The organism is Burkholderia sp. LS-044, from assembly GCF_004803625.1.
GTDB classification, from domain to species: Bacteria; Pseudomonadota; Gammaproteobacteria; order Burkholderiales; family Burkholderiaceae; genus Burkholderia; species Burkholderia cepacia.
In genome coordinates, this window is record NZ_SSWO01000003.1 from 471,645 (window position 1) to 495,068 (window position 23,424).

Genomic DNA, 23,424 nt, shown 5'->3' on the forward strand with positions numbered 1-23,424 from the left:
ATGAACCGAATCATTGCGCTCGTCGTCGCAATCGTGATCGTTGCCTTCGCGGCATCCTCGACAGTCCTTACCGTCGATCCGCGCCATGCGGCCGTGCTGTCGGGGCGCGACGGCGCCCAGCCTGAACTGGCGGGGCCCGGCATCCATTTCAAATTGCCGCCGCCGCTGCAGACGGCGACGCTGATCGACACGCGGCTGCAATCGCTCGAGTCGTCGGATCCGCTGCAACTGGCGACGGAAGACAAGCACGATCTGCTCGTCGCCTATGCGGTGAAGTACCGGATCGGCGATCCGATGAAGTATTTCACGGCGACGGGGGGCGACCCGGCGGCAGCCAGCGAACGGCTGGCCGGCGCACTGAAGGGCGCACTCGGCGACGCGTTCGGCAAGCGTGCGCTCGACGATGCGCTCGGCGGCCAGCGTGCGATCGCCGATGCGGCCCGCGACGAAGTGAAGGCAAAGGCGTCCGGTTTCGGCGTCGACGTGGTCGACGTCCAGCTGACGCGCGTCGACTTGCCCGCCGCGCAAACCGATGCCGTCTATCAGCGGATGATCGGCGCACTGCGCGATCAGGCCGCGCAGGTGCGTGCGCAAGGCGCGGCCGACGTCGAGCAGATCAAGGCCGACGCCGAACGCGATCAGCAGGCCGTGCTCGCGAACGCGTACAAGTCCGCGCAGACGATCAAGGGCGAGGGCGATGCGAAGGCCGCGACGATTGCCGCCGATGCGTTCGGCCGCGATCCGCAGTTCTATCAGTTCTACGCGAGCCTGCAGGCTTACCGGAACACGTTCAAGCGCAACGACATCATCGTCGTCGATCCCGACAGCGAGTTCTTCCGCTTCATGCGCAGCCCGACGGGCGGTGCCGCACCGGCGGCGGCTGCTCCCCGCAAACACTGACCTTGGGGCGCCGCGTCGAGCGGCGCCGTCGCTCGCATGGACCTGGCTGGCTCGTTGTTGCTCGCAGTAGCGCTGATGCTGATCATCGAGGGGGCGTTCCCCTTCGTGTTTCCCGTCGCCTGGCGCGACACGTTTCGTAGAATAGCTGAGCGGCCGCCGCATCATATCCGGATCGGCGGGCTGATCGTGATGGTGCTCGGGCTCATACTGTTGCTGCTCGCCACCTGATCCGGACGGCGCATCCGCCGTCCGTCCCGCCCGAATTCAGAATTTCCGATTCACATCGCGGCGCGCGTGGTCGCGCGCTGTTTCCCGTCGTAGGACCGTACCGATGTCGACCTGGTTACTTCCCGAGAATATCGCCGACGTGCTGCCGTCGGAAGCGCGCAAGATCGAGGAGCTGCGCCGCAGGCTGCTCGACCGCTTCCGTTCGTATGGCTACGAAATGGTGATGCCGCCGTTGCTCGAGTATCTCGAGTCGCTGCTGACGAGCGGCGGCGCCGACCTGCGCCTGCGCACCTTCAAGCTGGTCGACCAGCTGTCGGGCCGTACGCTCGGCCTGCGCGCGGACATCACGCCGCAGGTCGCGCGGATCGACGCGCACCTGTTGAACCGCCAGGGCGTGACGCGCCTTTGCTATGCGGGCCACGTGATGCATACGCGTCCGCGCGGCCTGCACGCGACGCGCGAGCAGATCCAGATCGGCGCCGAAATTTACGGGCATGCCGGGCTGGAAGCCGACCTCGAGATCCAGCAACTCATGCTCGATGCGCTGCATCTCGCAGGCCTGTCGCGCATTCGTCTCGACCTCGGCCACGCGGGCGTGCTCGCGGCGCTGCTGGCGCGCGACGCGCAGGCCGCGGAGCGTGGCGAGTCGCTGTACGACGCGCTGTCGGGCAAGGACGTGCCGCTGCTGAACGAACTGACCGACGATCTCGGCGCCGATACGCGCGCCGCGCTGCGCGCGCTGCCGCACCTCTATGGCGATGCGAGCGTGCTCGCCGAGGCGCGGACGCGGTTGCCGGTGCTGCCCGAAATCACGCGGGCGCTCGACGATCTGGCGCAACTCGCGGCGCAGGCGAAGGGTGCCGAAGTGGCGATCGATCTGGGCGATCTGCGCGGCTACGCGTATCACAGCGGCGCGATGTTCAGCGCCTACATCGACGGCGTGCCGAACGCGATCGCACGCGGCGGCCGCTACGACCACGTCGGCCAGGCGTATGGTCGTGCGCGTCCGGCCACCGGCTTCTCGCTCGACCTGCGCGAGCTCGCCCGGATTTCGCCGGTCGAGGCTCGCGGTACCGCGATTCTCGCGCCGTGGGCGCAGGACGACGCGCTGAGCGCGGCCGTTTCGGCGCTGCGCGATGCGGGTGAGGTCGTGATCCAGGCGCTGCCCGGCCACGATCACGTGCTCGACGAGTTCGCCTGCGACCGTTCGCTCGTCGAGCGCGACGGCGCATGGGTGGTCGAACCCCGATAAAGAGGCGTTCGCGGGACGTGCTTCGGCGTGCATATCGTTGAAGCGAAACGGAAAAATTCGGAATCGCCCGCGAACATAGGTAGAATACGTTTTTAACCAGCTAACGAATCAACATGTCTGCCAGCGCAGTGAACGTGACTCCCGGGCGCAATGTCGTCGTCGTGGGAACGCAATGGGGTGATGAAGGCAAGGGCAAGATCGTCGACTGGCTGACGGACCACGCTCAGGGCGTCGTGCGTTTCCAGGGCGGTCACAACGCCGGCCACACCCTCATCATCGGCGGCAAGAAAACGATCTTGCGCCTCATTCCGTCGGGCATCATGCGTGAAGGCGTCGCCTGCTACATCGGCAACGGCGTCGTCCTGTCCCCTGAAGCACTGTTCAAGGAAATCGGCGAGCTGGAAGAGGCCGGCGTGAACGTGCGCGACCGCCTGTTCATTTCCGAAGCGACGACGCTGATCCTGCCGTACCACATCGCGATCGACCAGGCGCGCGAAGCGCGCAAGGGCGCGGGCAAGATCGGCACGACGGGTCGCGGCATCGGCCCCGCGTACGAAGACAAGGTCGGCCGCCGCGCGCTGCGCGTGCAGGACCTGTTCGACGCGAAGACCTTCGCCGACCGCCTGCGCGAAAACCTCGATTTCCACAACTTCGTGCTGACCCAGTACCTGGGCGGCGCGGCCGTCGATTTCCAGGCGACGCTCGACACGATGCTCGGTTATGCCGACCGCCTGAAGCCGATGGTGGCCGACGTGTCGCGCCGCCTGTACGACGCGAACAATGCGGGCCAGAACCTGCTGTTCGAAGGCGCACAAGGCACGCTGCTCGACATCGATCACGGCACCTATCCGTTCGTCACGTCGAGCAACTGCGTCGCAGGTGCGGCGTCGGCCGGCGCGGGCGTGGGCCCGCAGAAGCTCAACTACATCCTCGGCATCACGAAGGCGTATTGCACGCGCGTCGGCTCGGGCCCGTTCCCGAGCGAACTGTACGATGCGGACAACCCGCAGCGTCAGGACCAGGTCGGCGTCACGCTCGCGAACGTCGGCAAGGAATTCGGTTCGGTCACCGGCCGTCCGCGCCGCACGGGCTGGCTCGACGCGGCCGCGCTGCGCCGCTCGATCCAGATCAACGGCGTGTCGGGCCTGTGCATGACGAAGCTCGACGTGCTCGACGGCCTCGACGAAGTCAAGCTGTGCGTCGGCTACAAGATCGACGGCAAGGATGCGGACATCCTGCCGCGCGGTGCCGCCGACGTGGCCCGTTGCGAGCCCGTATACGAAACGTTTGCCGGCTGGAAGGAAAGCACGGTCGGCATCAAGACGTGGGAAGCGCTGCCGGCGAACGCCCAGGCTTACCTGACCCGCGTCCAGGAAGTGGCCGGTGTGCCGGTCGACATGGTATCGACGGGCCCGGACCGCGACGAAACGATCCTGCTCCGCCATCCGTTCAAGGTGTAACCCCAGATGACGCAGCAAATCACGATGACGGCGGCAGACTTGATGACCGATCCGCGCAACGACGACAAGAACCTGTGGGTAGGCTGGGACGAATATCACCGTCTCATCGAGCTGCTCGCGCTCCAGGTACATGCATCGGGCTGGAAGTTCGACCAGATCCTGTGCCTCGCGCGCGGCGGCCTGCGCGTCGGCGATCAACTGTCGCGCATCTACGACGTGCCGCTCGCGATCCTCGCGACGAGTTCGTACCGGGAAGCGGCCGGCACGGAGCAGGGCGAGCTCGACATCGCGCAGTACATCACGATGACGCGCGGCAATCTGGCGGGCAACGTGCTGCTGGTCGACGATCTCGTCGATTCGGGCGTCACGCTTGCGCGCGTGCAGGAGCACCTGAAGGAGCGCTACCCGTCCGTGACGGCCGTGCGTTCTGCCGTGCTCTGGTACAAGGGTTGCTCGAAGGTCAAGCCCGACTATCACACGCAGTATCTGCCGACGAATCCGTGGATTCATCAGCCGTTTGAGGAGTGGGATACGGTTCGCCCGCACAACCTCGAGGCGTGGATCAAGCGCGGTCGCGCACAGCGCGACGGTTCGGGCGCGTAAGCGGCCGGCCAATCGAAGGAAAGCCTTGTACGGCGCCGCTTGCGGCGCCGTTTTTCATTGGGGCGCCATGCACGCCGGCGGCGCGCGGGCCGCGGATCCGGTAGGCAGACGGCGCTGCCCCGGCTATGATTGGCAGCCCTGCCACAGCTTGCGCCGGATTGCATGCATGGCGTGGCTCACGTGGTTCCAAGGCAACAGAGCAGGGCGGCGTTTCAAGGGGGCGCGAGTAGAATAGCGCTCGTTTTGTCCGACCCGGACCCGATTATTACGCTTCATATGAACGACACGATCCACGCGACCGACGCAGCACACGCGCCGCATTCGACGCAGCAACACTCGATGCGGGCGCTAGCGATAGCAGCCATCGGCGTCGTGTTCGGCGACATCGGCACCAGCCCGCTGTATTCGCTCAAGGAGGCGTTCAGCCCCGCACACGGTATCCCGCTCACCGAAGGATCGATTCTCGGAGTGATCTCGCTGCTGTTCTGGGCAATCATCCTGGTGGTCGGCATCAAGTACCTGCTGTTCGTGATGCGGGCGGACAACAACGGCGAAGGCGGCGTGCTCGCGCTGATGGCGCTGTCGTTGCGGCCGCTCGACTCGAAGACCCGCGTCGCGGGCGCGCTGATGGCGCTCGGGATTTTCGGCGCGTGCATGTTCTACGGGGACGCGGTGATCACGCCGGCGATCTCGGTGATGTCGGCGGTCGAAGGTCTCGAGATCGCGACGCCGCACCTGTCCCATCTCGTGATGCCGATCACGATCGTGATCCTGATCGCGCTGTTCTGGATCCAGCGCCACGGCACCGCGCTGGTCGGCAAGCTGTTCGGCCCGATCATGGTGCTGTGGTTCGTTGTGATTGCCGCGCTCGGCGTGTACCACATCGTGCGCGTGCCGGGCATCATCGCGGCAATCAACCCGTATTACGCCGCGTCGTTCATGTCGGAGCATGTGCTGCAGGCCTATGTCGTGCTCGGCTCGGTCGTGCTGGTGCTGACCGGTGCGGAAGCGCTTTACGCGGACATGGGCCACTTCGGTGCGAAGCCGATCCGCATCGCCGCGTACGGGCTCGTGATGCCGTCGCTCGTGCTGAACTACTTCGGCCAGGGCGCGCTGCTGATCCAGAACCCGAAGGCGATCGAGAACCCGTTCTTCCTGCTGGCACCCGAATGGGGGCTGCTGCCGCTCGTCGTGCTGTCGACGGTCGCGACCGTGATCGCGTCGCAGGCGGTGATCTCGGGCGCGTATTCGCTGACGTCGCAGGCCATCCAGCTCGGCTACGTGCCGCGCATGAAAGTGCTGCATACGTCCGATCTCGCGATCGGCCAGATCTACGTGCCGGTCGTGAACTGGCTGCTGCTGTTCGTGATCCTCTGCATCGTCATCGGCTTCAAGAGCTCCGACAACCTCGCGGCCGCGTACGGCATCGCGGTGACGGCGACGATGGTGATCACGACCGTGCTCGCCGCGGTCGTGATGGTGAAGGTGTGGAACTGGAACCGGCTGCTGGTCGGCGCGATCATCGCCGTGTTCCTCGCGGTCGACCTCGGCTTTTTCGGCGCGAACCTGCTGAAGGTTGCGCAGGGCGGCTGGCTGCCGCTCGGCATCGGCGCGTTGCTGTTCTTCCTGCTGATGACCTGGTACAAGGGGCGTCACATCGTCAAGGAGCGCACGGCCGCCGACGGTATTCCGCTCGAGCCGTTCCTGCAGGGCCTGCTCGCGCATCCGCCGCATCGTGTGTCGGGTACCGCGATCTACCTGACCGGCAACGACAAGCTCGTGCCCGTCAGCCTGCTGCACAACCTGAAGCACAACAAGGTGCTGCATGAGCGGACCATTTTCCTCACGTTCGTGACGCGCGATTTTCCCTACGTGCGCGACGACAAGCGCCAGACCGCGCGTGATGCGGGCGGCGGGCTGTATATCGTCAAGGCCGAGTACGGCTTCAACGAGACGCCGGACGTGAAGGCCGTGCTCGAGGAATTCGGCCGCACGCACGACATGACGTTCGAGCTGATGGACACGTCGTTCTTCCTCGCGCGCGAAACGGTCGTGCCGACGCATCTGCCCGGGATGTCGATCTGGCGCGAGCGCGTGTTCGCGTGGATGCACCAGAACGCCGCGAAGCCGACCGACTTCTTCTCGATCCCGGCGAACCGCGTGGTCGAGCTCGGGACGAAGATCGAGATCTGACCCGGGGGCGGCGCGCGGATCGTTCAGCCGCGCGCCGCCGAGTCCGCCGACCAGGCAATCAGGCCGCGATCGTCTGCATCGCCGGCCTCGGCCACAGCCGTATAGCGCTGCGTATCCCGCGCGACCCAATCCAGATAACCGCGAATCCAGTATCGGCAGCCGTCGACAAGGCCGCGCACGCGCGTGTCGGCATGCTGGGCGAGTGCATCGGCGCACAGGACGAATGCGCTGATCTCGGCGCGCACACGCTCGGCCGTGTAGTCGACGCTGGCCTGCAGCGTATGGCCGCGGGAAGCGTGGATCATCACCATGTTCCGGAACTGCCCGGGCTGGCCCGCTTCGACGCCGACGCTCTGGATGTCGTTGCTCCAGCAGACGATATGGTTCGCGTGCCGGAACAGTGTCTGGATTTCCGGCCGATGAAACGTATCGGGCGGGACGGCACCGGCATTGGCCGCGTCCGCCAGCGCGAGGCAAGGATTCATCCCGCTCGTGTGACGCCGGATCGTTTCGTATTGCTGCACTGCGATCGGCTCGGCCCTCAGGTGGCCGATAATCTGCAGTCCGGCCGTGGTGGCCCACAGGCGCATGCCTTGTGCGAAGCGCGCGAAATGTTCGGCCGACAGGCGGGCGCGCAGGCGCTGGCACACATCGAGCCATGCTCGCTCGCCATATATGGGCTGGGGGCCGGTACATTCGTAGTCGAGCACATCGATCATCGCGGTCAGATTGCGCAACGTATCGGGGCCGACCGGCTCGACGCGATCGACGAACAGGTCGTCGACGAGAAAGAACCACACGAAATAATCGGCGAGCGCCTGCAGCAGGGAAGGATCGGCGTTCGGGTAACAGCGCGCGGCGAGCCAGCCGTATCGGGTGCGTACGACGCGTTCCCGGTAGGTGTCGCTGATGAACAGGCCGTATGCGTCGGCCCACTCGAGCATGCGCGATTCGATTCGCTCGACGTGCGGTGAACAGGCGCCGGCCCACGGCACGTCGAAAACGGGCATGTGCAATGCGGCCAGTTCGGTTTTCAGATGGTCGTCTGTCATGGTTCCCCGATCCATTTTTCGCGAATCCGTCCCGGTTCGCCGGTCAGGCGAATACCGGATGCAATGCGTCGCGAATCGACTGCAAAAAAGGCGAGACCGAAACACGGGAGGCAGGATATTCACCGTGCATGCGAGCGCCGCGGAGAACGCGGCCGCTGAACGGCAAGATCGCTGCCCAATACAGAAGCATCAAAATACGGCCGTTCGAAAACTTATTTTATGTGTCACTTGTGAAGCGTCAAGAAAACGCATGTCGCAACGCGGATTGTTTAATTTGCCGATTAAACGCAGGGGAATGACGATGGAAACGCGCATATTCGTTTTTCATCCCGGATATCGAAAATGCGGACGACGATTCAATAAAAAAACCCGCCGGGAGGCGGGTTTTTTGTGCGGCGACGCTTTTCGCGTGCTCAGCGCTTCAGCTTCGCGAACGCCGCGGCCATTGCGCCGGCCGGTTCCGGCTCGCGCGAACGCTGCGGGCGGGCGGCGCCGCGCCCCGCGTTGCCGCGATCCTGGCCGCCGCGCGACGGCGTGCCGGGCGCTGCTGCCTCGTCGTCGAGGCGCATCGTCAGCGCAATCCGCTGGCGTTTCACGTCGACGTCGAGCACCTTCACCTTGACGACCTGGCCGGCCTTCACGACTTCGTGCGGGTCCTTGATGAACTTCGTCGACATTGCGGACACGTGGACCAGCCCGTCCTGGTGAACGCCGATATCCACGAACGCGCCGAACGCGGCGACGTTCGTCACGACGCCTTCGAGCGTCATGCCCGGCACGAGATCCGACACCTTCTCGACGCCTTCGCGGAACGTCGCGGTCTTGAACTCCGGACGCGGATCGCGGCCCGGTTTCTCCAGTTCGGACAGGATGTCGCGCACGGTCGGCAGGCCGAAACGCTCGTCAACAAATTCCGTCGGGGACAGGCCCGACAGCGCTTCGCGGTTGCCGAGCACGTCGTCGATGCGCTTGCTGATCTTCGCGAGCATCCGCTCGACGACCGGATACGCTTCCGGGTGCACCGACGAGCGGTCGAGCGGATTCTCGCCGCCGTTGATGCGCAGGAAGCCGGCGGCCTGTTCGAAGGTCTTGTCGCCGAGGCGCGGGACCTTGCGCAGGTGCTCGCGCGACGGGAACGGGCCGTTTGCGTCGCGGTAGTCGACGATGTTGCGCGCGAGCGTCGCGTTCAGGCCCGACACGCGCGCCAGCAGCGCGGCCGACGCGGTGTTCGCGTCGACGCCGACCGCGTTCACGCAATCCTCGACGACCGCGTCGAGCGAGCGGGCGAGTTCGCGCTGGTTCACGTCGTGCTGGTACTGGCCGACGCCGATCGCCTTCGGCTCGATCTTCACGAGTTCGGCGAGCGGATCCTGCAGGCGGCGCGCGATCGACACGGCGCCGCGCAGCGACACGTCCATGTCGGGGAATTCCTTCGCCGCGAGTTCGGACGCCGAGTAGACCGACGCGCCGGCTTCCGACACGACGATTTTCTGCAGGCGCAGCTCCGGGTGTTTCGCGATCAGCTCGCTCGCGAGCTTGTCGGTTTCGCGCGATGCGGTGCCGTTGCCGATGCTGATCAGCTCGGCCTGCGTCTGCGCGGCGAGGCGCGCGAGTTTCGCGATCGAGCCGTCCCAGTCGCGGCGCGGCTCGTGCGGGTAGATCGTATCGGTCGCGAGCACCTTGCCGGTGCGGTCGACGACCGCGACCTTCACGCCCGTGCGCAGGCCGGGGTCGAGACCGATCACGGCCTTCGGGCCGGCCGGCGCGGCCAGCAGCAGGTCGTTCAGGTTGCGCGCGAACACGCGGATTGCTTCGGTTTCGGCCGTTTCGCGCAGCTGCGTGAGGAGTTCGTTCTCGATGTGCGGCTGCACCTTCACGCGCCAGCACCAGCGGCATACGTCGGACAGCCATTTGTCGGCCGGGCGGTTCTGGTTCGCGATGCCGAAATGGCGCGCGATCATCGCCTCGCCGGGATGCGGCACCTGGGCGTCGAGCTCTTCGCCGAGGCCGAGCTTGATCGTCAGCACGCCCGCGTTGCGGCCGCGGAACAGTGCGAGGGCGCGGTGCGACGGCACGGTCCTGATCGTTTCCGCGTAGTCGTAATAGTCGCGGAATTTCTCGCCTTCCTCGTTTTCCTTGCCCTCGACGACGGCCGACGACACGACGCCCTGGCTGTGCAGATAATCGCGCAGTTTGCCGAGCAGCTCGGCCGTTTCGCCGAACTGTTCGGACAGGATGTCGCGCGCGCCGTCGAGCGCGGCCTTCACGTCGGCAACGCCCTTGTCGGCGTCGACGTAGGCGGCCGCCTCGGCCTGTGGGTCGAGCAGCGGGTTCGCGAGCAGGGCCTGCGCGAGCGGCTCGAGGCCGGCCTCGCGGGCGATCTGCGCACGCGTGCGGCGCTTCGGCTTGTACGGCAGATAAAGGTCTTCGAGCACCTGCTTGCTGTCGGCCGCGTCGATCGCGGCGCGCAGCTCGTCGGTCAGCTTGCCCTGTTCGTCGATGCTCGACAGGATCGCCGCGCGGCGGTCCTCGAGCTCGCGCAGATACAGGAGGCGTTCCTCGAGCTGGCGCAACTGCGTGTCGTCCAGGTTGCCGGTCACTTCCTTGCGGTACCGGGCAATGAACGGAACGGTCGAGCCTTCGTCGAGGAGTTGCACGGCCGCCGCGACCTGGCGCGGCTGGACGGACAGTTCGGTGGCGATGCGCTGTACGATCTTGAGTGCTACGGTTTCCGTCATGTCGTGGATGATCTGCCTGCTGAAATCGCGGCGCGGGCCGGCAGGCCCGAAGCGGCGGGCTGCGTGGCGGGCCCGACGGGCCAGATGCCGCGGGTGAGTGAAGCGGGGCATTTTGCCATAAATGGCGGAGCGTCCAGCCGGGGGTGATAGAATTTGACACATGTCCCGCAGCTTTCCTACGACGTTGCCAACTTCCCGAATTTCTCTCGTCGCGCTCGGCGCAGCGCTCGCCGCGGCTTTGTCTGCCGGGCCTTCCAGCGCGTTCGCGCAAGCTTCGGGCGCCACCGCGCCGGCCGCCACCGCGGCCGCACCCGTGACGGCCACGGCCGCACCGGATTTCGACGCCCGTCAAAAAGTGCTCAATCAACGCTCCGCGGAAAACGATTATCGTTATGCGGTGGCCGAGCACGATTGCTACAGCAAGTTCTTCGTCAATCACTGTCTCGGCAAGGCGCGTGACCAGATGCGCGACGAGCGGGCGAGCATCCGCCAGGAGCAGCTCGCGCTCAACGACGAGCAGCGGGCGGTGCGCGCGCAGCAGCGCGACCAGCAGCAGGCGCTGAAGCAGGCGCAGGACGCGGCGGAAGCGCCGCAGCGCGCGGCGAACGACGCGGCAAACGCCGCTGCGTTCCGCGACAAGCAGGAGCAGAATGCGCTGAAGCAGGCGCAGCGCGGCGCGGAAGGGCCGCAGCGCGCGGCGAACAAGCAGGCGTACGACCAGAAGCAGGGCGACTTCCAGCGCAAGCTCGACCAGGCGCACCAGCAGGCCGCGCAGAAGGCGCAGGAGCGGGCGGACAACGCCGTACGCTACGAGCAGAAGCAGAAGGAAGCCGCGCAGCACAAGGCCGACGTCGAGCGGCGTCAGAAGGAAGCGACCGAAAAGGCGCAGCAGAAGCAACAGCAGGGGCAGTAACGTGTTGGATTGATCCGGAATCAGTCTCGTGCGCGCTGGCACGCCAGCCGGCGCGCTGCTTCGATGAGGAGGCAAACATGCAAAACCGTCACACGGAACAGCAGCAGGAATTGCACAACCGTTTGGCTGCATTGCAGGAGCAGCACCAGCAGCTCGCTCGGGAGATCGAGCTGAAGGAAGGGCACTCCGACATCGACGACATCACGCTGCACCGGCTGAAGAAGGAAAAGCTGGCGGCCAAGGACAAAATCATTTTGCTGCAATCGCAGCTGGAACCGGATAAGCGCGCCTGAGCGCGGCCTGGCAAGCGCCGGCGCCGCCCGGGCGCTGGACACAGGAACGCTTGCCTTGAATTCACCGCTTGAAGCCACCCCCGATGCCCGGCGCGACGTGTCGTCCGCCGGGCGCGCTCGTGCGCCCGAAGGCACCTTTGAACTGAGCCGCAAGCGCGTCGACGAACTCGACACGATTTTCGGCGAGGGCGGATTGCTGGCGCGCGCGCTTGACGGCTATCGGCCGCGCACATCGCAGATCGAGATGGCGCGCGCCGTCGCGTCCGCGATGGAAGCGTCCGCTCGCCGGATGCCCGAGCCCGAGATCTTCGAAACCCGCAAGCGGCCGGCGCGTCGCCTCGGCGACGGCGACAAGGCGGCCGAGACGGGCGCGGACGCCGCCGCAGCCGAGCCCGACAGCGATGCCGGGGACAACACGCTGATCGTCGAGGCCGGCACGGGGACGGGCAAGACCTATGCGTACCTCGTGCCCGCGATGCTGTGGGGCGGCAAGGTGATCGTGTCGACAGGCACGAAACACCTGCAGGACCAGCTGTTCCAGCGCGACATCCCGACCGTGCGCAACGCGCTGGCGGTGCCGGTGTCCGTCGCGATGCTCAAGGGGCGCGCAAACTACCTGTGCCACTACTACCTGCAACGCACGGCCGACAACGGCCGGCTGCCGTCGCGGCAGGATACGGCCTACCTGCAGGAAATCGTCCGTTTCGCGAAGATCACGAAGAGCGGCGACAAGGCCGAGCTCGCGAGCGTGCCGGAAACGGCGCCTGTCTGGTCGATGGTCACGTCGACGCGCGACAACTGCCTTGGCCAGGAATGCCCGCACTACAAGGAATGCTTCGTGATGCAGGCGCGGCGCGAGGCGCAGCAGGCCGACGTCGTCGTCGTCAACCACCACCTGTTCTTCGCGGACATCATGCTGCGCGACACGGGGATGGCCGAGCTGCTGCCGAACGCGAACACGGTCATCTTCGACGAAGCGCACCAGTTGCCGGAAACGGCGACGCTGTTCTTCGGCGAGACGCTGTCGACGACGCAGATTCTCGAACTCGCACGCGACACGGTAGCTGAAGGCCTGAGCCATGCACGCGACGCGGTCGAATGGGTGAAGCTCGGCGGCGATCTCGAGCGCGCGGCACGCGACTTGCGCCTGGCGTTCGCGAACGACCAGATCGTCCGGATGTCGCTCGCCCAGCTCGGCGACGATCACCCGATGTTCGGCGCGCTCGACGCGCTCGAGGCCGCGCTCGACGCGCTTGCGTCGGCGCTTGCCAGCCAGGCCGAACGGGCGGAATCGCTCGGCGCGTGCCTGCGGCGCGCACGCGAACTGCAGGACCTGCTGGCCGGCTGGGTCGCGCCCGGCGCGACGGAAGCGGCCGCGAAGGCCGATGCGGCGGCGGCCGGCGACAAGGCGGCATCCGACGGCGATCCGAACGAGAAGGTGCGCTGGGTCGAAGTGTTCGCGCATACGGTCCAGCTGCACGAAACGCCGCTGTCGGTCGCGCCAATCTTTGCCAAGCAGCGCGCGGGTGTGCCGCGTGCATGGGTGTTCACGTCGGCCACGCTGTCGGTGCGCGGCGATTTCACGCACTACGCGGCACAGATGGGCCTCAGCTCGCGTCGCTCGATGACGCTCGCGAGCCCGTTCGACTACCAGTCGCAAGGGCTGCTGTACGTGCCGCGCAACCTGCCGCAACCGTCTTCGCCGGCGTTTACCGATGCCGTCTTCGACGCCGCGCTGCCGGCGATCGAGGCGTCCGGTGGCGGCGTGTTCATGCTGTGCACGACGCTGCGCGCGGTCGACCGGATCGCGTCGAAGCTGCGCGACGTGATCGAATCGCGCGGCTGGAACACGCCGCTGCTCGTGCAGGGCGATGCGAGCCGTACCGAACTGCTCGATCGTTTCCGTGCATACGGCAATGCGATCCTGGTCGGCAGCCAGAGTTTCTGGGAAGGCGTCGACGTACGCGGTGATGCGCTGTCGCTCGTCGTGATCGACAAGCTGCCGTTCGCGCCGCCGGACGATCCGGTGCTCGCCGCGCGCCTCGATGCGCTGACGAAGAAGGGGCTGAGCCCGTTCGCCGTGCACCAGTTGCCGCAGGCCGTGATCACGCTGAAGCAGGGCGCGGGCCGGCTGATTCGCGCGGAGACGGATCGCGGCGTGCTGATGATCTGCGACACGCGGCTCGTCGACAAGCCCTACGGGCGCCGGATCTGGCAGAGCCTGCCGCCGTTCAAGCGGACTCGCGAGATCGCGGTCGTCCAGGACTTCTTCGACGAGCATCGTTCCGCAAAGCGCACGTGACGACGCGCGCGGCGCTCGCCGCGCGCTCGCACTGGCGCTGCCTGAGTGCGGCGCCAATAAAAAACCCGGCTCGATGGCCGGGTTTTTTGTTCGCGCAGCGGGCGCTGCATGGTGCTTTCGTCAGAACTGCCACCACGACTTCTTCGCGCCGGGGCGCGAGTGGCCCGTGACGTACGGGCTGTCGGGGAACGTGCCTGCGAGCACGCGCTTCGTGTCCTCGGCGAGTTGCGGCTGGTTCAGCTTGCCGTACGACAGGATCATGATGTGCAGCGCGTCCTCGATCGCCGGGGCGCCCTTGTAGTCCTTGATCGCGAGCTGCGCACGGTTGATGGCCGCGACGTAGGCGCCACGCCGGTAGTAGTAGTCGGCCGCGTGCACTTCGTGCGACGCGAGCGCGTTGACGATGTAGCGCATCCGCGCGGCGGCGTCGGGCGCGTACTTGCTCTTCGGGAAGCGGTCGACGACGACCTTGAACGCATCGTACGATTCACGCAGTGCCTGCGGATCGCGCTCGCTCATGTCCTGGCCGGAGAACCGGCCGAACAGGCCGAGATCGTCGTTGAAGTGGATCATCCCCTTCAGGTAGTACGCGTAAGGGATATCCGGATGATCGGGGTGGAGCTGGATGAAGCGATCGACGGCCTGGTCGGCGGCGGCCGCTTCGTTGTCCTTCCAGTTGCAGTACGCAACGTTGATCTGCGCCTGTTGTGCGAAGTGGCCGAACGGATCGCGACCTTGCAGCGATTCGAAATATTTCGCGCACTTGCCCCAGTCGCCGCCGGACAGTGCGTCCTGGGCCTCTGAGTATAATTTGTTGTTCGACCAGGTAGCCGTCTCGTCCTGCTTCTGCGGCAAGCCGTGGCAGCCGGCGATGAGGGCCGCGGCCGCTACCGCCGCAGCCCGGGCGGCGACGGTTCTGGCCGTGCGTTTGGTCGAATTCATCATGCTCGCATGTCCTAGCTTCAAGTCTCGGTGACCCAGTCTAAATGACCCGTTCAAGTTCGCAGAATGCCCAGCCGGGCACACCAAATCGCGAAGATTATAGCCCAAGCGATCGGCCCGCCGACGCTGCGTCGGGGGATTCCCTCGATGACGATCTGGCCGGCGACGCCATGCAGGCGCCCGTCGTGCCGTCCGCGGCGGCCGACGACGCGCCGCGCGTCGTCGAAGTGCCGCTGTCGCTCGCGGGTGAGCGCCTCGACAAGGCGCTCGCCCAACTGTTCCCTGAATTCTCGCGCAGCCGCCTGCAGAGCTGGATCGAGGCGCAGCGCGTGCTCGTCGACGGCGCGCCGGCGAAGATCCGCCAGCCGGTGCCGCTCGGCGCCAAGATCGAGCTCGTGCCCGACCTGCTCCCCGAGCAGCTCGCCTTTACGCCGGAACCGGTGCCGCTCGACGTGATCTACGAGGACGACGCGCTCGTCGTCATCAACAAGCCGGCCGGCCTCGTCGTGCATCCGGCCGCCGGCAACTGGAGCGGCACGATCCTCAACGGGCTGCTGCATCGCTATGGCGACGCGGCGGCCGGCCTGCCGCGCGCGGGGATCGTCCACCGGCTCGACAAGGAGACGTCGGGGCTGATGGTGGTGGCGCGTACGCTGGCCGCGCAGACGGACCTCGTGCGCCAGTTGCAGGCCCGCACGGTGAAGCGCCGCTATTTCGCGCTCGTGTGGGGCACGATGCCCGAGGAGGGCACGATCGATGCGCCGATCGGCCGCGATCCGCGCGAACGCACGCGCATGGCCGTCGTCACCGGCGCGTCGGGCAAGCCCGCGCGCACGCATTTCCGCACGGTTGACACATGCCTGTGGCAACGTCAGCCGGTTTCGGCGATCCAGTGCGATCTCGAGACCGGCCGCACGCACCAGATCCGCGTGCACTGCGCGCATGCCGGGCACCCGCTGCTCGGTGACCCCGTGTACGGGCGCGCGCGCGGCAAGCGCTCGGTCGCGCCGTTGCCGGACGGTTTCGCGCGACAGGCGTTGCATGCATGGCGGCTCGGTCTCGTGCACCCGGTCACGGGCAAGGCGATGCAGTGGCGCTGCCCGCTGCCGGACGACATGAACGCCCTCGTCGCGGCGCTCGGCTTCGGGCAGGGCGACGAGGAATTCGACGACGATGACGGTGTCTACGACGATGACGATTTCGGCGGCGAGTATCACGACGATGAGCCGTACCTGGACGACGAGGAGGAGTGAGTGCCGATGACGAACCTGGCGCCGTTGACGTGGCAGGACTGTGTACAGCCCGACTGGCAGGTGTCGCCGCGCGTGCGCGCGCTGATCACGACGCGCGACGGCGGGGTGAGCGAAGGCCCGTATGGGCGCTGGCAGGGCGCGGAAGCTCTGCCGGGCGGGATGAATCTCGGCCTGCACACCGGTGACGATCCGGCTCATGTCGCCGGGAATCGCGCGCGCCTGCTCGCGCTGGCTGGCCAGTCGAGCGCCGCGTGGCTCGAGCAGGTTCACGGCGCGCAGATCGTGCGCGCGGACGAGGTGATCGCGGCGGCACCCGCGGCGCTCGCGCCGGTGCAGGCCGACGCGAGTGTCACCGACCGTGCCGGCGCCGTCTGCGTCGTGATGGTCGCGGATTGCCTGCCCGTGCTGCTGTGCGACACGCAGGGCCGCGCCGTCGGCGCCGCGCATGCGGGCTGGCGCGGCCTGGCGGCCGGCATCGTCGAACAGACGGCGGCGCGGGTCGCGGCACTCGCGGGCGGTGCGACGGACGCGCTTCATGCTTACCTCGGGCCGGCGATCGGCCCGCGGGCGTTCGAGGTCGGCGCCGACGTGCGTGACGCGTTTCTCGACACGGCCCCGCAGTCGGAGCATGATGAAACCCGGCTTGCGTTCGTCGCGATCGATGGCGCGCCCGGCAAGTTCCTGGCCGATCTCTACGCGCTCGCGCGCTTGCGTCTTGCGCGTGCGGGCGTGGCGCACGTGAGCGGCGGGACGGCCTGCACGGTCACCGAACAGGCGCGCTTCTATTCGTACCGGCGCGACCGCGTGACGGGCCGCATGGCGGCGGCGATCTGGCTGGCGGATTGACGGGATGCGCATGGGCGCGGGATTTGTCGCGCTGCAAAATCGGGTTATCTCGATTTTGCGGCGGCCATGCCGCGTTACATGCGCCGCTGAATGAAAAATGCGAAGTCAAGTCAATCAAAATGTTTTATGTTTCGCCGGAACCCTTGTCCCGCCTGTTGCGCGAGGATTATCTCCGTGCGGAATTGTTCAGCGGTTTGATATGGCGCTTCACATGGGGAAAACGATAATGATAAAAATACCGCACTGCGGCAGAATCTGGAGACGCCTCTCCAGAGCATGACGGCCCGGCTCGCAGCCGGCATGCCGCGCGCGAGCAGGATTTCACGACAGACGCTCACGAATCACCGGTAAGGCAGGTAATGACAGCATCGAAAAAATCGTCGACGTCCGCTCAGGCGGGCACTTCCACGGGCAGCATTGGTTTCGATCCGGCCGCCCAGCCGATGCAGCAGATGTTCGAGTCGTGGTTGAACGCGTGGCGCGGTTTTGCGGATCCGGCACGTGCCGCGACTGCGTCGGCCACCGCGAATCCGTTCGCGACATTCCAGTTTCCGACATCGTTTCCGTTCCAGGTGCCGTCGATGCCCGATTTCGGCGCGATGGCGTCACCGTTCGCCGGGCTGAAGCTGCCGGCCGCCGCGATTCCCCCCGAGCGGCTTCAGGCGTTGCAGGCCGACTACGCGCGCGATTGCATGGCGCTGATGCAGCAGGCCGCCGCCGCGAAGCTCGAGTCGCCCGAACTGAAGGACCGCCGCTTCAGCGGCGATGCATGGAAGGCGTCGCCGGCGCATGCGTTCGCGGCGGCCTGGTATCTGCTCAACGCGCGCTACCTGCAGGAACTGGCCGACGCGCTTCAGACCGATCCGAAGACGCGCGAGCGCATTCGTTTCACGGTCCAGCAGTGGACGGCCGCCGCCGCGCCGAGCAACTTCCTCGCACTCAATCCCGACGCACAGAAATCGATTCTCGAGACGCAGGGCGAAAGCCTGCGGCAGGGGATGATGAACCTGCTCGGCGACCTGCAGCGCGGCAAGATTTCGCAGACCGACGAATCGCAGTTCGTGGTCGGCAAGAACCTCGGGTGTACTGAAGGTGCGGTCGTCTACGAGAACGACCTGATCCAGCTGATCCAGTACACGCCGAAGACGGACAAGGTGTTCGAGCGGCCGCTCCTGATCGTCCCGCCGTGCATCAACAAGTTCTACATCCTCGACCTGCAGCCCGAGAATTCGCTCGTCGCGCATGCGCTGTCGAACGGCCATCAGGTGTTCCTCGTGTCGTGGCGCAACGCGGACGCATCGGTCGCGCACAAGACGTGGGACGACTACATGAACGAAGGGCTGCTCGCGGCGATCGACGCCGTGCAGCAGGTGAGCGGCCGCGAGCAGATCAACACGCTCGGGTTCTGCGTCGGCGGCACGATGCTCGCGACCGCGCTCGCGGTGCTCGCCGCGCGCGGCGAACATCCGGTCGCGTCGATGACGCTGCTCACCGCGATGCTCGACTTCAGCGACACCGGCATCCTCGACGTGTTCGTCGACGAGGCGCACGTGCAGATGCGCGAGCAGACCATCGGCGGCAAGAACGGCACGCAGCCGGGGCTGATGCGCGGCGTCGAGTTCGCGAACACGTTCTCGTTCCTGCGGCCGAACGACCTCGTGTGGAACTACGTCGTCGACAACTACCTGAAGGGCCGCACGCCGGCGCCGTTCGACCTGCTGTACTGGAACGGCGATTCGACGAGCCTGCCGGGCCCGATGTACGCGTGGTACCTGCGCAATACCTATCTCGAGAACAAGCTGCGCGAGCCGGGCGCGTTGACCGTGTGCGGCGAATCGGTCGACCTGACGCTGATCGACGTGCCGACCTTCATCTACGGCTCGCGCGAGGATCACATCGTGCCGTGGCAGACGGCCTATGCATCGACGTCGATCCTGTCGGGCCCGTTGAAGTTCGTGCTCGGCGCGTCGGGGCACATCGCGGGCGTGATCAATCCGCCGGCGAAGAAGAAGCGCAGCTACTGGATCAACGACAGCGACCTGCCCGAATCGGCGGACGACTGGTTTGCCGGTGCGACCGAGCACCCGGGAAGCTGGTGGACGACCTGGGTCGAGTGGCTCGACCAGTACGGCGGCCGCAAGGTGGCGCCGCCCGCCCAGCCCGGTTCCGCACAGTTCCCGGTGATCGAGCCGGCGCCGGGCCGGTACGTATTGCAGCGCGATTGACGAAAGACGGACAGCGGCGCACGCTGTCCGATGCACCGCAGTTTTTTTAACAGGGCCGGTAGCGATGCGCCGTGTCGTGCGGGCCTGGAGGAAAGGGAAATGACGGACGTAGTGATCGTATCGGCCGCGCGGACCGCGGTCGGCAAATTCGGCGGTTCGCTTGCGAAGATTGCAGCACCCGAACTGGGTGCGACGGTGATCCGCGCAGTGCTGGAGCGCGCGGGCGTGAAGCCCGAGCAGGTGAGCGAAGTGATCATGGGCCAGGTGCTGACGGCCGGCTCGGGCCAGAACCCGGCGCGGCAGTCGCTGATCAAGGCCGGGCTGCCGACGGCCGTGCCGGGGATGACGATCAACAAGGTGTGCGGCTCGGGCCTGAAGGCCGTGATGCTGGCAGCAAACGCGATCGTCGCGGGCGACGCGGACATCGTGATCGCGGGCGGCCAGGAGAACATGAGCGCGTCGCCGCACGTGCTGCCTGGCTCGCGTGACGGCTTCCGGATGGGCGATGCGAAGCTGGTCGACACGATGATCGTCGACGGCCTGTGGGACGTGTACAACCAGTACCACATGGGCATCACGGCGGAGAACGTCGCGAAGGAATACGGGATCACGCGCGAGGAGCAGGATGCGTTCGCGGCGCTGTCGCAGAACAAGGCGGAAGCCGCGCAGAAGGCGGGCCGCTTCGACGACGAGATCGTGCCGGTGTCGATCCCGCAACGCAAGGGCGAGCCGCTGCAGTTCGCGACGGACGAATTCGTGCGTCACGGCGTGACGGCGGAATCGCTGGCCGGGCTGAAGCCGGCGTTCTCGAAGGACGGCTCGGTGACGGCGGCGAACGCGTCGGGGCTGAACGACGGCGCGGCGGCGGTGCTGGTGATGTCGGCGCAGAAGGCGGCGGCGCTGGGTCTGACGCCGCTGGCGAAGATCAAGGCATACGCGAACGCGGGCGTCGATCCGAGCGTGATGGGGATGGGCCCGGTGCCGGCATCGCGCCGGTGCCTGGAGCGCGCGGGCTGGACGCCGGGCGACCTGGACCTGATGGAGATCAACGAGGCGTTCGCGGCGCAGGCGCTGGCGGTGCACAAGCAGATGGGCTGGGACACGTCGAAGGTGAACGTGAACGGCGGGGCGATCGCGATCGGTCACCCGATCGGTGCGTCGGGCTGCCGGATCCTGGTGACGCTGCTGCACGAGATGGCCAAGCGCGACGCGAAGCGCGGGCTGGCGTCGCTGTGCATCGGCGGCGGGATGGGCGTCGCGCTCGCGGTCGAGCGTCCGTAACCGGTCGTCCGTAACCGGCCGTTCGCCACCGGCGAACCGAATCCGTGCGCCGGCCGATTGCGGCTTCGGCCGGCGTCACGTGAAGTCAGAGGGGGCTCCGGCAGCTCTCGAAACCAAAAAATGGAGTGAGATTTATGTCTCAGCGAATTGCGTACGTAACGGGCGGGATGGGCGGCATCGGCACCAGCATCTGCCAGCGCCTGTCGAAAGACGGCTTCAAGGTGGTCGCAGGATGTGGCCCGAACTCGCCGCGCCGGGTGAAATGGCTCGAGGACCAGAAGGCGCTCGGGTACGATTTCATCGCGTCGGAAGGCAACGTCGGCGACTGGGACTCGACCAAGGAAGCGTTCGACAAGGTCAAGGCTGAAGTCGGCGAGATCGACGTGCTCGTCAACAACGCGGGTATCACGCGCGACGTCGTGTTCCGCAAGATGACGCACGAAGACTGGACCGCCGTGATCGACACCAACCTGACGAGCCTGTTCAACGTGACGAAGCAGGTGATCGACGGGATGGTCGAACGCGGCTGGGGCCGGATCATCAACATTTCGTCGGTGAACGGCCAGAAAGGGCAATTCGGCCAGACCAACTATTCGACTGCGAAGGCCGGTATCCACGGCTTCACGATGTCGCTCGCACAGGAAGTCGCGACGAAGGGCGTGACGGTCAACACCGTGTCGCCGGGCTACATCGGCACCGACATGGTGAAGGCGATCCGCCCGGACGTGCTCGAGAAGATCGTCGCGACGATCCCGGTGCGGCGTCTCGGCGGGCCGGAGGAAATCGGTTCGATCGTCGCGTGGCTCGCGTCGAACGATTCCGGTTTCGCGACCGGCGCCGACTTCTCGCTGAACGGCGGCCTGCACATGGGCTGAGCGTCCGCGCTGCGCGGGCCGGGTGGCCGCGCAGCCGGGCGTATTCCGAAGGCCCCCGCCTCCCGGATTCGGGCGGCGGGGATTCGTCACTTCCGCTACGCTGCACTCAAAGGCGTTACATGACTACTACAAAGAAGACGGCCGAACGGCTCATCAAGAAGTACCCGAACCGTCGGCTCTACGATACAGAGACAAGCACGTACATTACGCTGACCGACGTGAAGCAACTCGTGCTGGAGCAGGAGGACTTCAAGGTCGTCGACGCGAAATCCAACGAAGACCTGACGCGCAGCATCCTGCTGCAGATCATCCTCGAAGAGGAAAGCGGTGGCGTGCCGATGTTCTCGTCGTCGATGCTGTCGCAGATCATCCGTTTCTACGGGCATGCGATGCAGGGCATGATGGGGACGTACCTGGAAAAGAACATCCAGGCGTTCATCGACATCCAGAACAAGCTCGCGGATCAGTCGAAGAACCTGTACGAAGGCAATGCGATGAATCCGGAAGTCTGGTCGCAGTTCATGAACATGCAGGCGCCGATGATGCAAGGGATGATGACCAGCTACATCGAGCAGTCGAAGAACATGTTCGTGCAGATGCAGGAGCAGATGCAGAACCAGGCGAAGTCGATGTTCAGCACGTTCCCGTTCAAGCAGCCGGGCGCGTCGGAGCCGGAGAAGAAGTAGCGATTCGCGGCAGGCCGACCGCGGCGGGCAAACTGTCGGGCGTCGGTGCCGCGAAGCAAAGCGGTGCGGGCCGGCCGATCGTGCATTCGGGCGCGACGATGTGCGGCCGCCGCCAGCAGGATCATTTCGCCGACGGTCGTTCATGACCGTCGGTACCGAATGCGCGCCGGGTTCGGGCGTGCATGACCGTCGTCCAGTCGATCGAGATCCAGTCACCTGTGAAGGAACGCCGGGGCGCGCCGCGCCGGACGGTGTGCGTCCGTGCAGGCGCGCGTACCATGAGCGGCGCTGCAAGGTGAAGCATGGAGGCTGCCTTTGGTGACATGCGATACCGGCGCGCGCGCATGACAGGCTGTGACGGGCGATGCCCCACCGATGCGGTGCGACCAAGAAAAACCGACTGAGAGAGAGCATGCGAGGGATTCGAATGGCATCGGCCGGCAGGCTGGCGGGTCTTGCTTCGATGTTCATGATGAGCGCCGGCATGGCACTACCGGCCTTTGCGATGGATTGCGCGAAAGCGGTGCAGCCGATCGAGAAGCGCATCTGTACGAACTCCGTGCTGCGCGCGGCCGACGCGCGCATGAACTCGGCGTACTCGGGCGCACTGAAGGCCGCGCCGGACGCGACGATTCGCGACATGCTGGTGCGCGGCCAGCGCCGCTGGATCGACGCACGCAACAACCGTCTCGACGCCGATTACGAAGGCCGTCCGCTGGCCGTCGACGAAGTGCGCAAGGCCATCGATCGGCGCACCGCCGTGCTGGCCGATCGATCGGACAAAGGGTTGATCGCGCGTGCGCTGGCCGAGCGCAAGTGGCTCGCGAATTACACGGGCGGCCCGCTCACCGGTTTCGATGCAAACTGCGATTTCATTCCCGACGATGCAAGTGGCGCGCACGTTTCCTATGCGTGTTTCGGTGCTGTCCATGTGCAGCATCGTGCACGGGTCTGCAGCCAGAGCGAGGACTGGGCGACCGGTGCGGTTTATCAGTACCGGTCGGTGAGCGCGGCAGACGGCGGGAAGGTTCGACCCGTGGCATTTTGCGAAACACAGGCCCATGAGAATGCGTGCGACAACGGTGGAGCGCAATCGGCTTGGATACGCGCAGGGGCGTCCGGTGGCGATAACCACGCGTCAGCCCCCGTAGCCGGGCTGCCGCAACTCGATGCGGAAATGTGGCCGATCGGCGATGGCGACGATGTGGTGTGGTTCGACCGATGCTTGAAGGCGGCGGCGTTTCCGGACATGCGATGAAGTGTCGAGCCCGGTGTTTGAGTAAGGCCCGCCTCGGCGGGCTTTTCTGTATCGTCCGCCCGCCTCAAGTGCCGCGGATATCGATCGATTGTTTGTTTGCCGGGCGCGAGAGGACGACGCGATT

19 protein-coding genes are annotated in these 23,424 nt (G+C 66.2%); 16 read left to right on the forward strand and 3 right to left on the reverse strand.

Annotated elements, in window-relative coordinates; translation table 11 throughout:
- The 6 genes from E9536_RS10640 to E9536_RS10670 all read left to right on the forward strand — a co-directional run bounded on the left by E9536_RS10640 (nucleotide 1) and on the right by E9536_RS10670 (nucleotide 6,636).
- Nucleotides 1-900, forward strand: a complete 900-nt coding sequence (locus E9536_RS10640) for a protease modulator HflC (protein ID WP_060311785.1) — start codon at nucleotides 1-3, stop codon at nucleotides 898-900.
- Between the two features lie 36 nt (nucleotides 901-936).
- Nucleotides 937-1,128, forward strand: coding sequence for a DUF2065 domain-containing protein (locus E9536_RS10645; RefSeq protein WP_011352254.1), 192 nt, complete (start codon nucleotides 937-939; stop codon nucleotides 1,126-1,128).
- A 103-nt stretch (nucleotides 1,129-1,231) separates the two neighbouring features.
- Entirely contained in the window at nucleotides 1,232-2,380 is a 1,149-nt protein-coding gene (locus tag E9536_RS10650) for an ATP phosphoribosyltransferase regulatory subunit (protein WP_059694539.1), read from the forward strand.
- A 113-nt stretch (nucleotides 2,381-2,493) separates the two neighbouring features.
- Nucleotides 2,494-3,840, forward strand: a complete 1,347-nt coding sequence (locus tag E9536_RS10655) for an adenylosuccinate synthase (RefSeq protein WP_011352252.1) — start codon at nucleotides 2,494-2,496, stop codon at nucleotides 3,838-3,840.
- A 6-nt stretch (nucleotides 3,841-3,846) separates the two neighbouring features.
- On the forward strand, nucleotides 3,847-4,443 hold the full coding sequence (locus E9536_RS10660; protein ID WP_021163124.1) for a phosphoribosyltransferase: 597 nt from the start codon (nucleotides 3,847-3,849) through the stop codon (nucleotides 4,441-4,443).
- Nucleotides 4,444-4,719: 276 nt separating this feature from the next.
- The gene (locus tag E9536_RS10670; RefSeq protein ID WP_027787243.1) at nucleotides 4,720-6,636 is read left to right on the forward strand and encodes a potassium transporter Kup; all 1,917 of its coding nucleotides are present in this window, start codon (nucleotides 4,720-4,722) and stop codon (nucleotides 6,634-6,636) included.
- A 23-nt stretch (nucleotides 6,637-6,659) separates the two neighbouring features.
- On the opposite strand, the gene E9536_RS10675 is transcribed toward E9536_RS10670, so the two are convergent.
- Complete coding sequence (locus E9536_RS10675; protein ID WP_168799515.1) at nucleotides 6,660-7,688, reverse strand: sesquiterpene cyclase; 1,029 nt, start codon at nucleotides 7,686-7,688, stop codon at nucleotides 6,660-6,662.
- Between the two features lie 413 nt (nucleotides 7,689-8,101).
- Nucleotides 8,102-10,426: a Tex family protein gene (locus E9536_RS10680; protein WP_027787245.1), complete on the reverse strand. Its 2,325-nt coding sequence runs from the start codon at nucleotides 10,424-10,426 to the stop codon at nucleotides 8,102-8,104.
- A 160-nt stretch (nucleotides 10,427-10,586) separates the two neighbouring features.
- Between E9536_RS10680 and E9536_RS10685 the strand changes: the two genes are divergently transcribed.
- The 3 genes from E9536_RS10685 (at nucleotide 10,587) to E9536_RS10695 (ending at nucleotide 13,934) form a co-directional block, all read left to right on the forward strand.
- Nucleotides 10,587-11,339, forward strand: coding sequence for a hypothetical protein (locus tag E9536_RS10685; RefSeq protein WP_060311779.1), 753 nt, complete (start codon nucleotides 10,587-10,589; stop codon nucleotides 11,337-11,339).
- Nucleotides 11,340-11,416: 77 nt separating this feature from the next.
- The gene (locus tag E9536_RS10690) at nucleotides 11,417-11,632 is read left to right on the forward strand and encodes a YdcH family protein (protein ID WP_006478692.1); all 216 of its coding nucleotides are present in this window, start codon (nucleotides 11,417-11,419) and stop codon (nucleotides 11,630-11,632) included.
- A 55-nt stretch (nucleotides 11,633-11,687) separates the two neighbouring features.
- Nucleotides 11,688-13,934: an ATP-dependent DNA helicase gene (locus tag E9536_RS10695; protein WP_027787247.1), complete on the forward strand. Its 2,247-nt coding sequence runs from the start codon at nucleotides 11,688-11,690 to the stop codon at nucleotides 13,932-13,934.
- A 120-nt stretch (nucleotides 13,935-14,054) separates the two neighbouring features.
- Here E9536_RS10695 and E9536_RS10700 read toward each other — a convergent pair whose 3' ends face one another.
- The gene (locus tag E9536_RS10700; protein WP_021163132.1) at nucleotides 14,055-14,879 is read right to left on the reverse strand and encodes an outer membrane protein assembly factor BamD; all 825 of its coding nucleotides are present in this window, start codon (nucleotides 14,877-14,879) and stop codon (nucleotides 14,055-14,057) included.
- Between the two features lie 41 nt (nucleotides 14,880-14,920).
- Here E9536_RS10700 and E9536_RS10705 point away from each other — a divergent pair, with 41 nt between their 5' ends.
- The 7 genes from E9536_RS10705 to E9536_RS10735 all read left to right on the forward strand — a co-directional run bounded on the left by E9536_RS10705 (nucleotide 14,921) and on the right by E9536_RS10735 (nucleotide 23,300).
- The gene (locus tag E9536_RS10705) at nucleotides 14,921-16,129 is read left to right on the forward strand and encodes an RluA family pseudouridine synthase (protein WP_027787248.1); all 1,209 of its coding nucleotides are present in this window, start codon (nucleotides 14,921-14,923) and stop codon (nucleotides 16,127-16,129) included.
- Nucleotides 16,130-16,135: 6 nt separating this feature from the next.
- The gene (gene pgeF, locus E9536_RS10710) at nucleotides 16,136-16,975 is read left to right on the forward strand and encodes a peptidoglycan editing factor PgeF (protein WP_027787249.1); all 840 of its coding nucleotides are present in this window, start codon (nucleotides 16,136-16,138) and stop codon (nucleotides 16,973-16,975) included.
- Nucleotides 16,976-17,334: 359 nt separating this feature from the next.
- On the forward strand, nucleotides 17,335-19,200 hold the full coding sequence (gene phaC, locus E9536_RS10715; protein ID WP_060205955.1) for a class I poly(R)-hydroxyalkanoic acid synthase: 1,866 nt from the start codon (nucleotides 17,335-17,337) through the stop codon (nucleotides 19,198-19,200).
- A gap of 99 nt (nucleotides 19,201-19,299) precedes the next feature.
- Nucleotides 19,300-20,481 carry an acetyl-CoA C-acetyltransferase gene (locus E9536_RS10720; protein ID WP_027787251.1) on the forward strand — a complete coding sequence of 394 codons (1,182 nt, stop codon included), beginning with the start codon at nucleotides 19,300-19,302 and terminating at the stop codon, nucleotides 20,479-20,481.
- 134 nt (nucleotides 20,482-20,615) lie between these two features.
- Nucleotides 20,616-21,356, forward strand: a complete 741-nt coding sequence (locus E9536_RS10725; RefSeq protein ID WP_006491801.1) for a 3-ketoacyl-ACP reductase — start codon at nucleotides 20,616-20,618, stop codon at nucleotides 21,354-21,356.
- Between the two features lie 119 nt (nucleotides 21,357-21,475).
- A complete protein-coding gene (gene phaR, locus E9536_RS10730) occupies nucleotides 21,476-22,042 on the forward strand; it encodes a polyhydroxyalkanoate synthesis repressor PhaR (protein WP_006485265.1) in 567 nt (188 codons plus the stop codon).
- 427 nt (nucleotides 22,043-22,469) lie between these two features.
- Nucleotides 22,470-23,300: a lysozyme inhibitor LprI family protein gene (locus tag E9536_RS10735; RefSeq protein ID WP_244105356.1), complete on the forward strand. Its 831-nt coding sequence runs from the start codon at nucleotides 22,470-22,472 to the stop codon at nucleotides 23,298-23,300.
- Nucleotides 23,301-23,424: the final 124 nt, after the last annotated feature.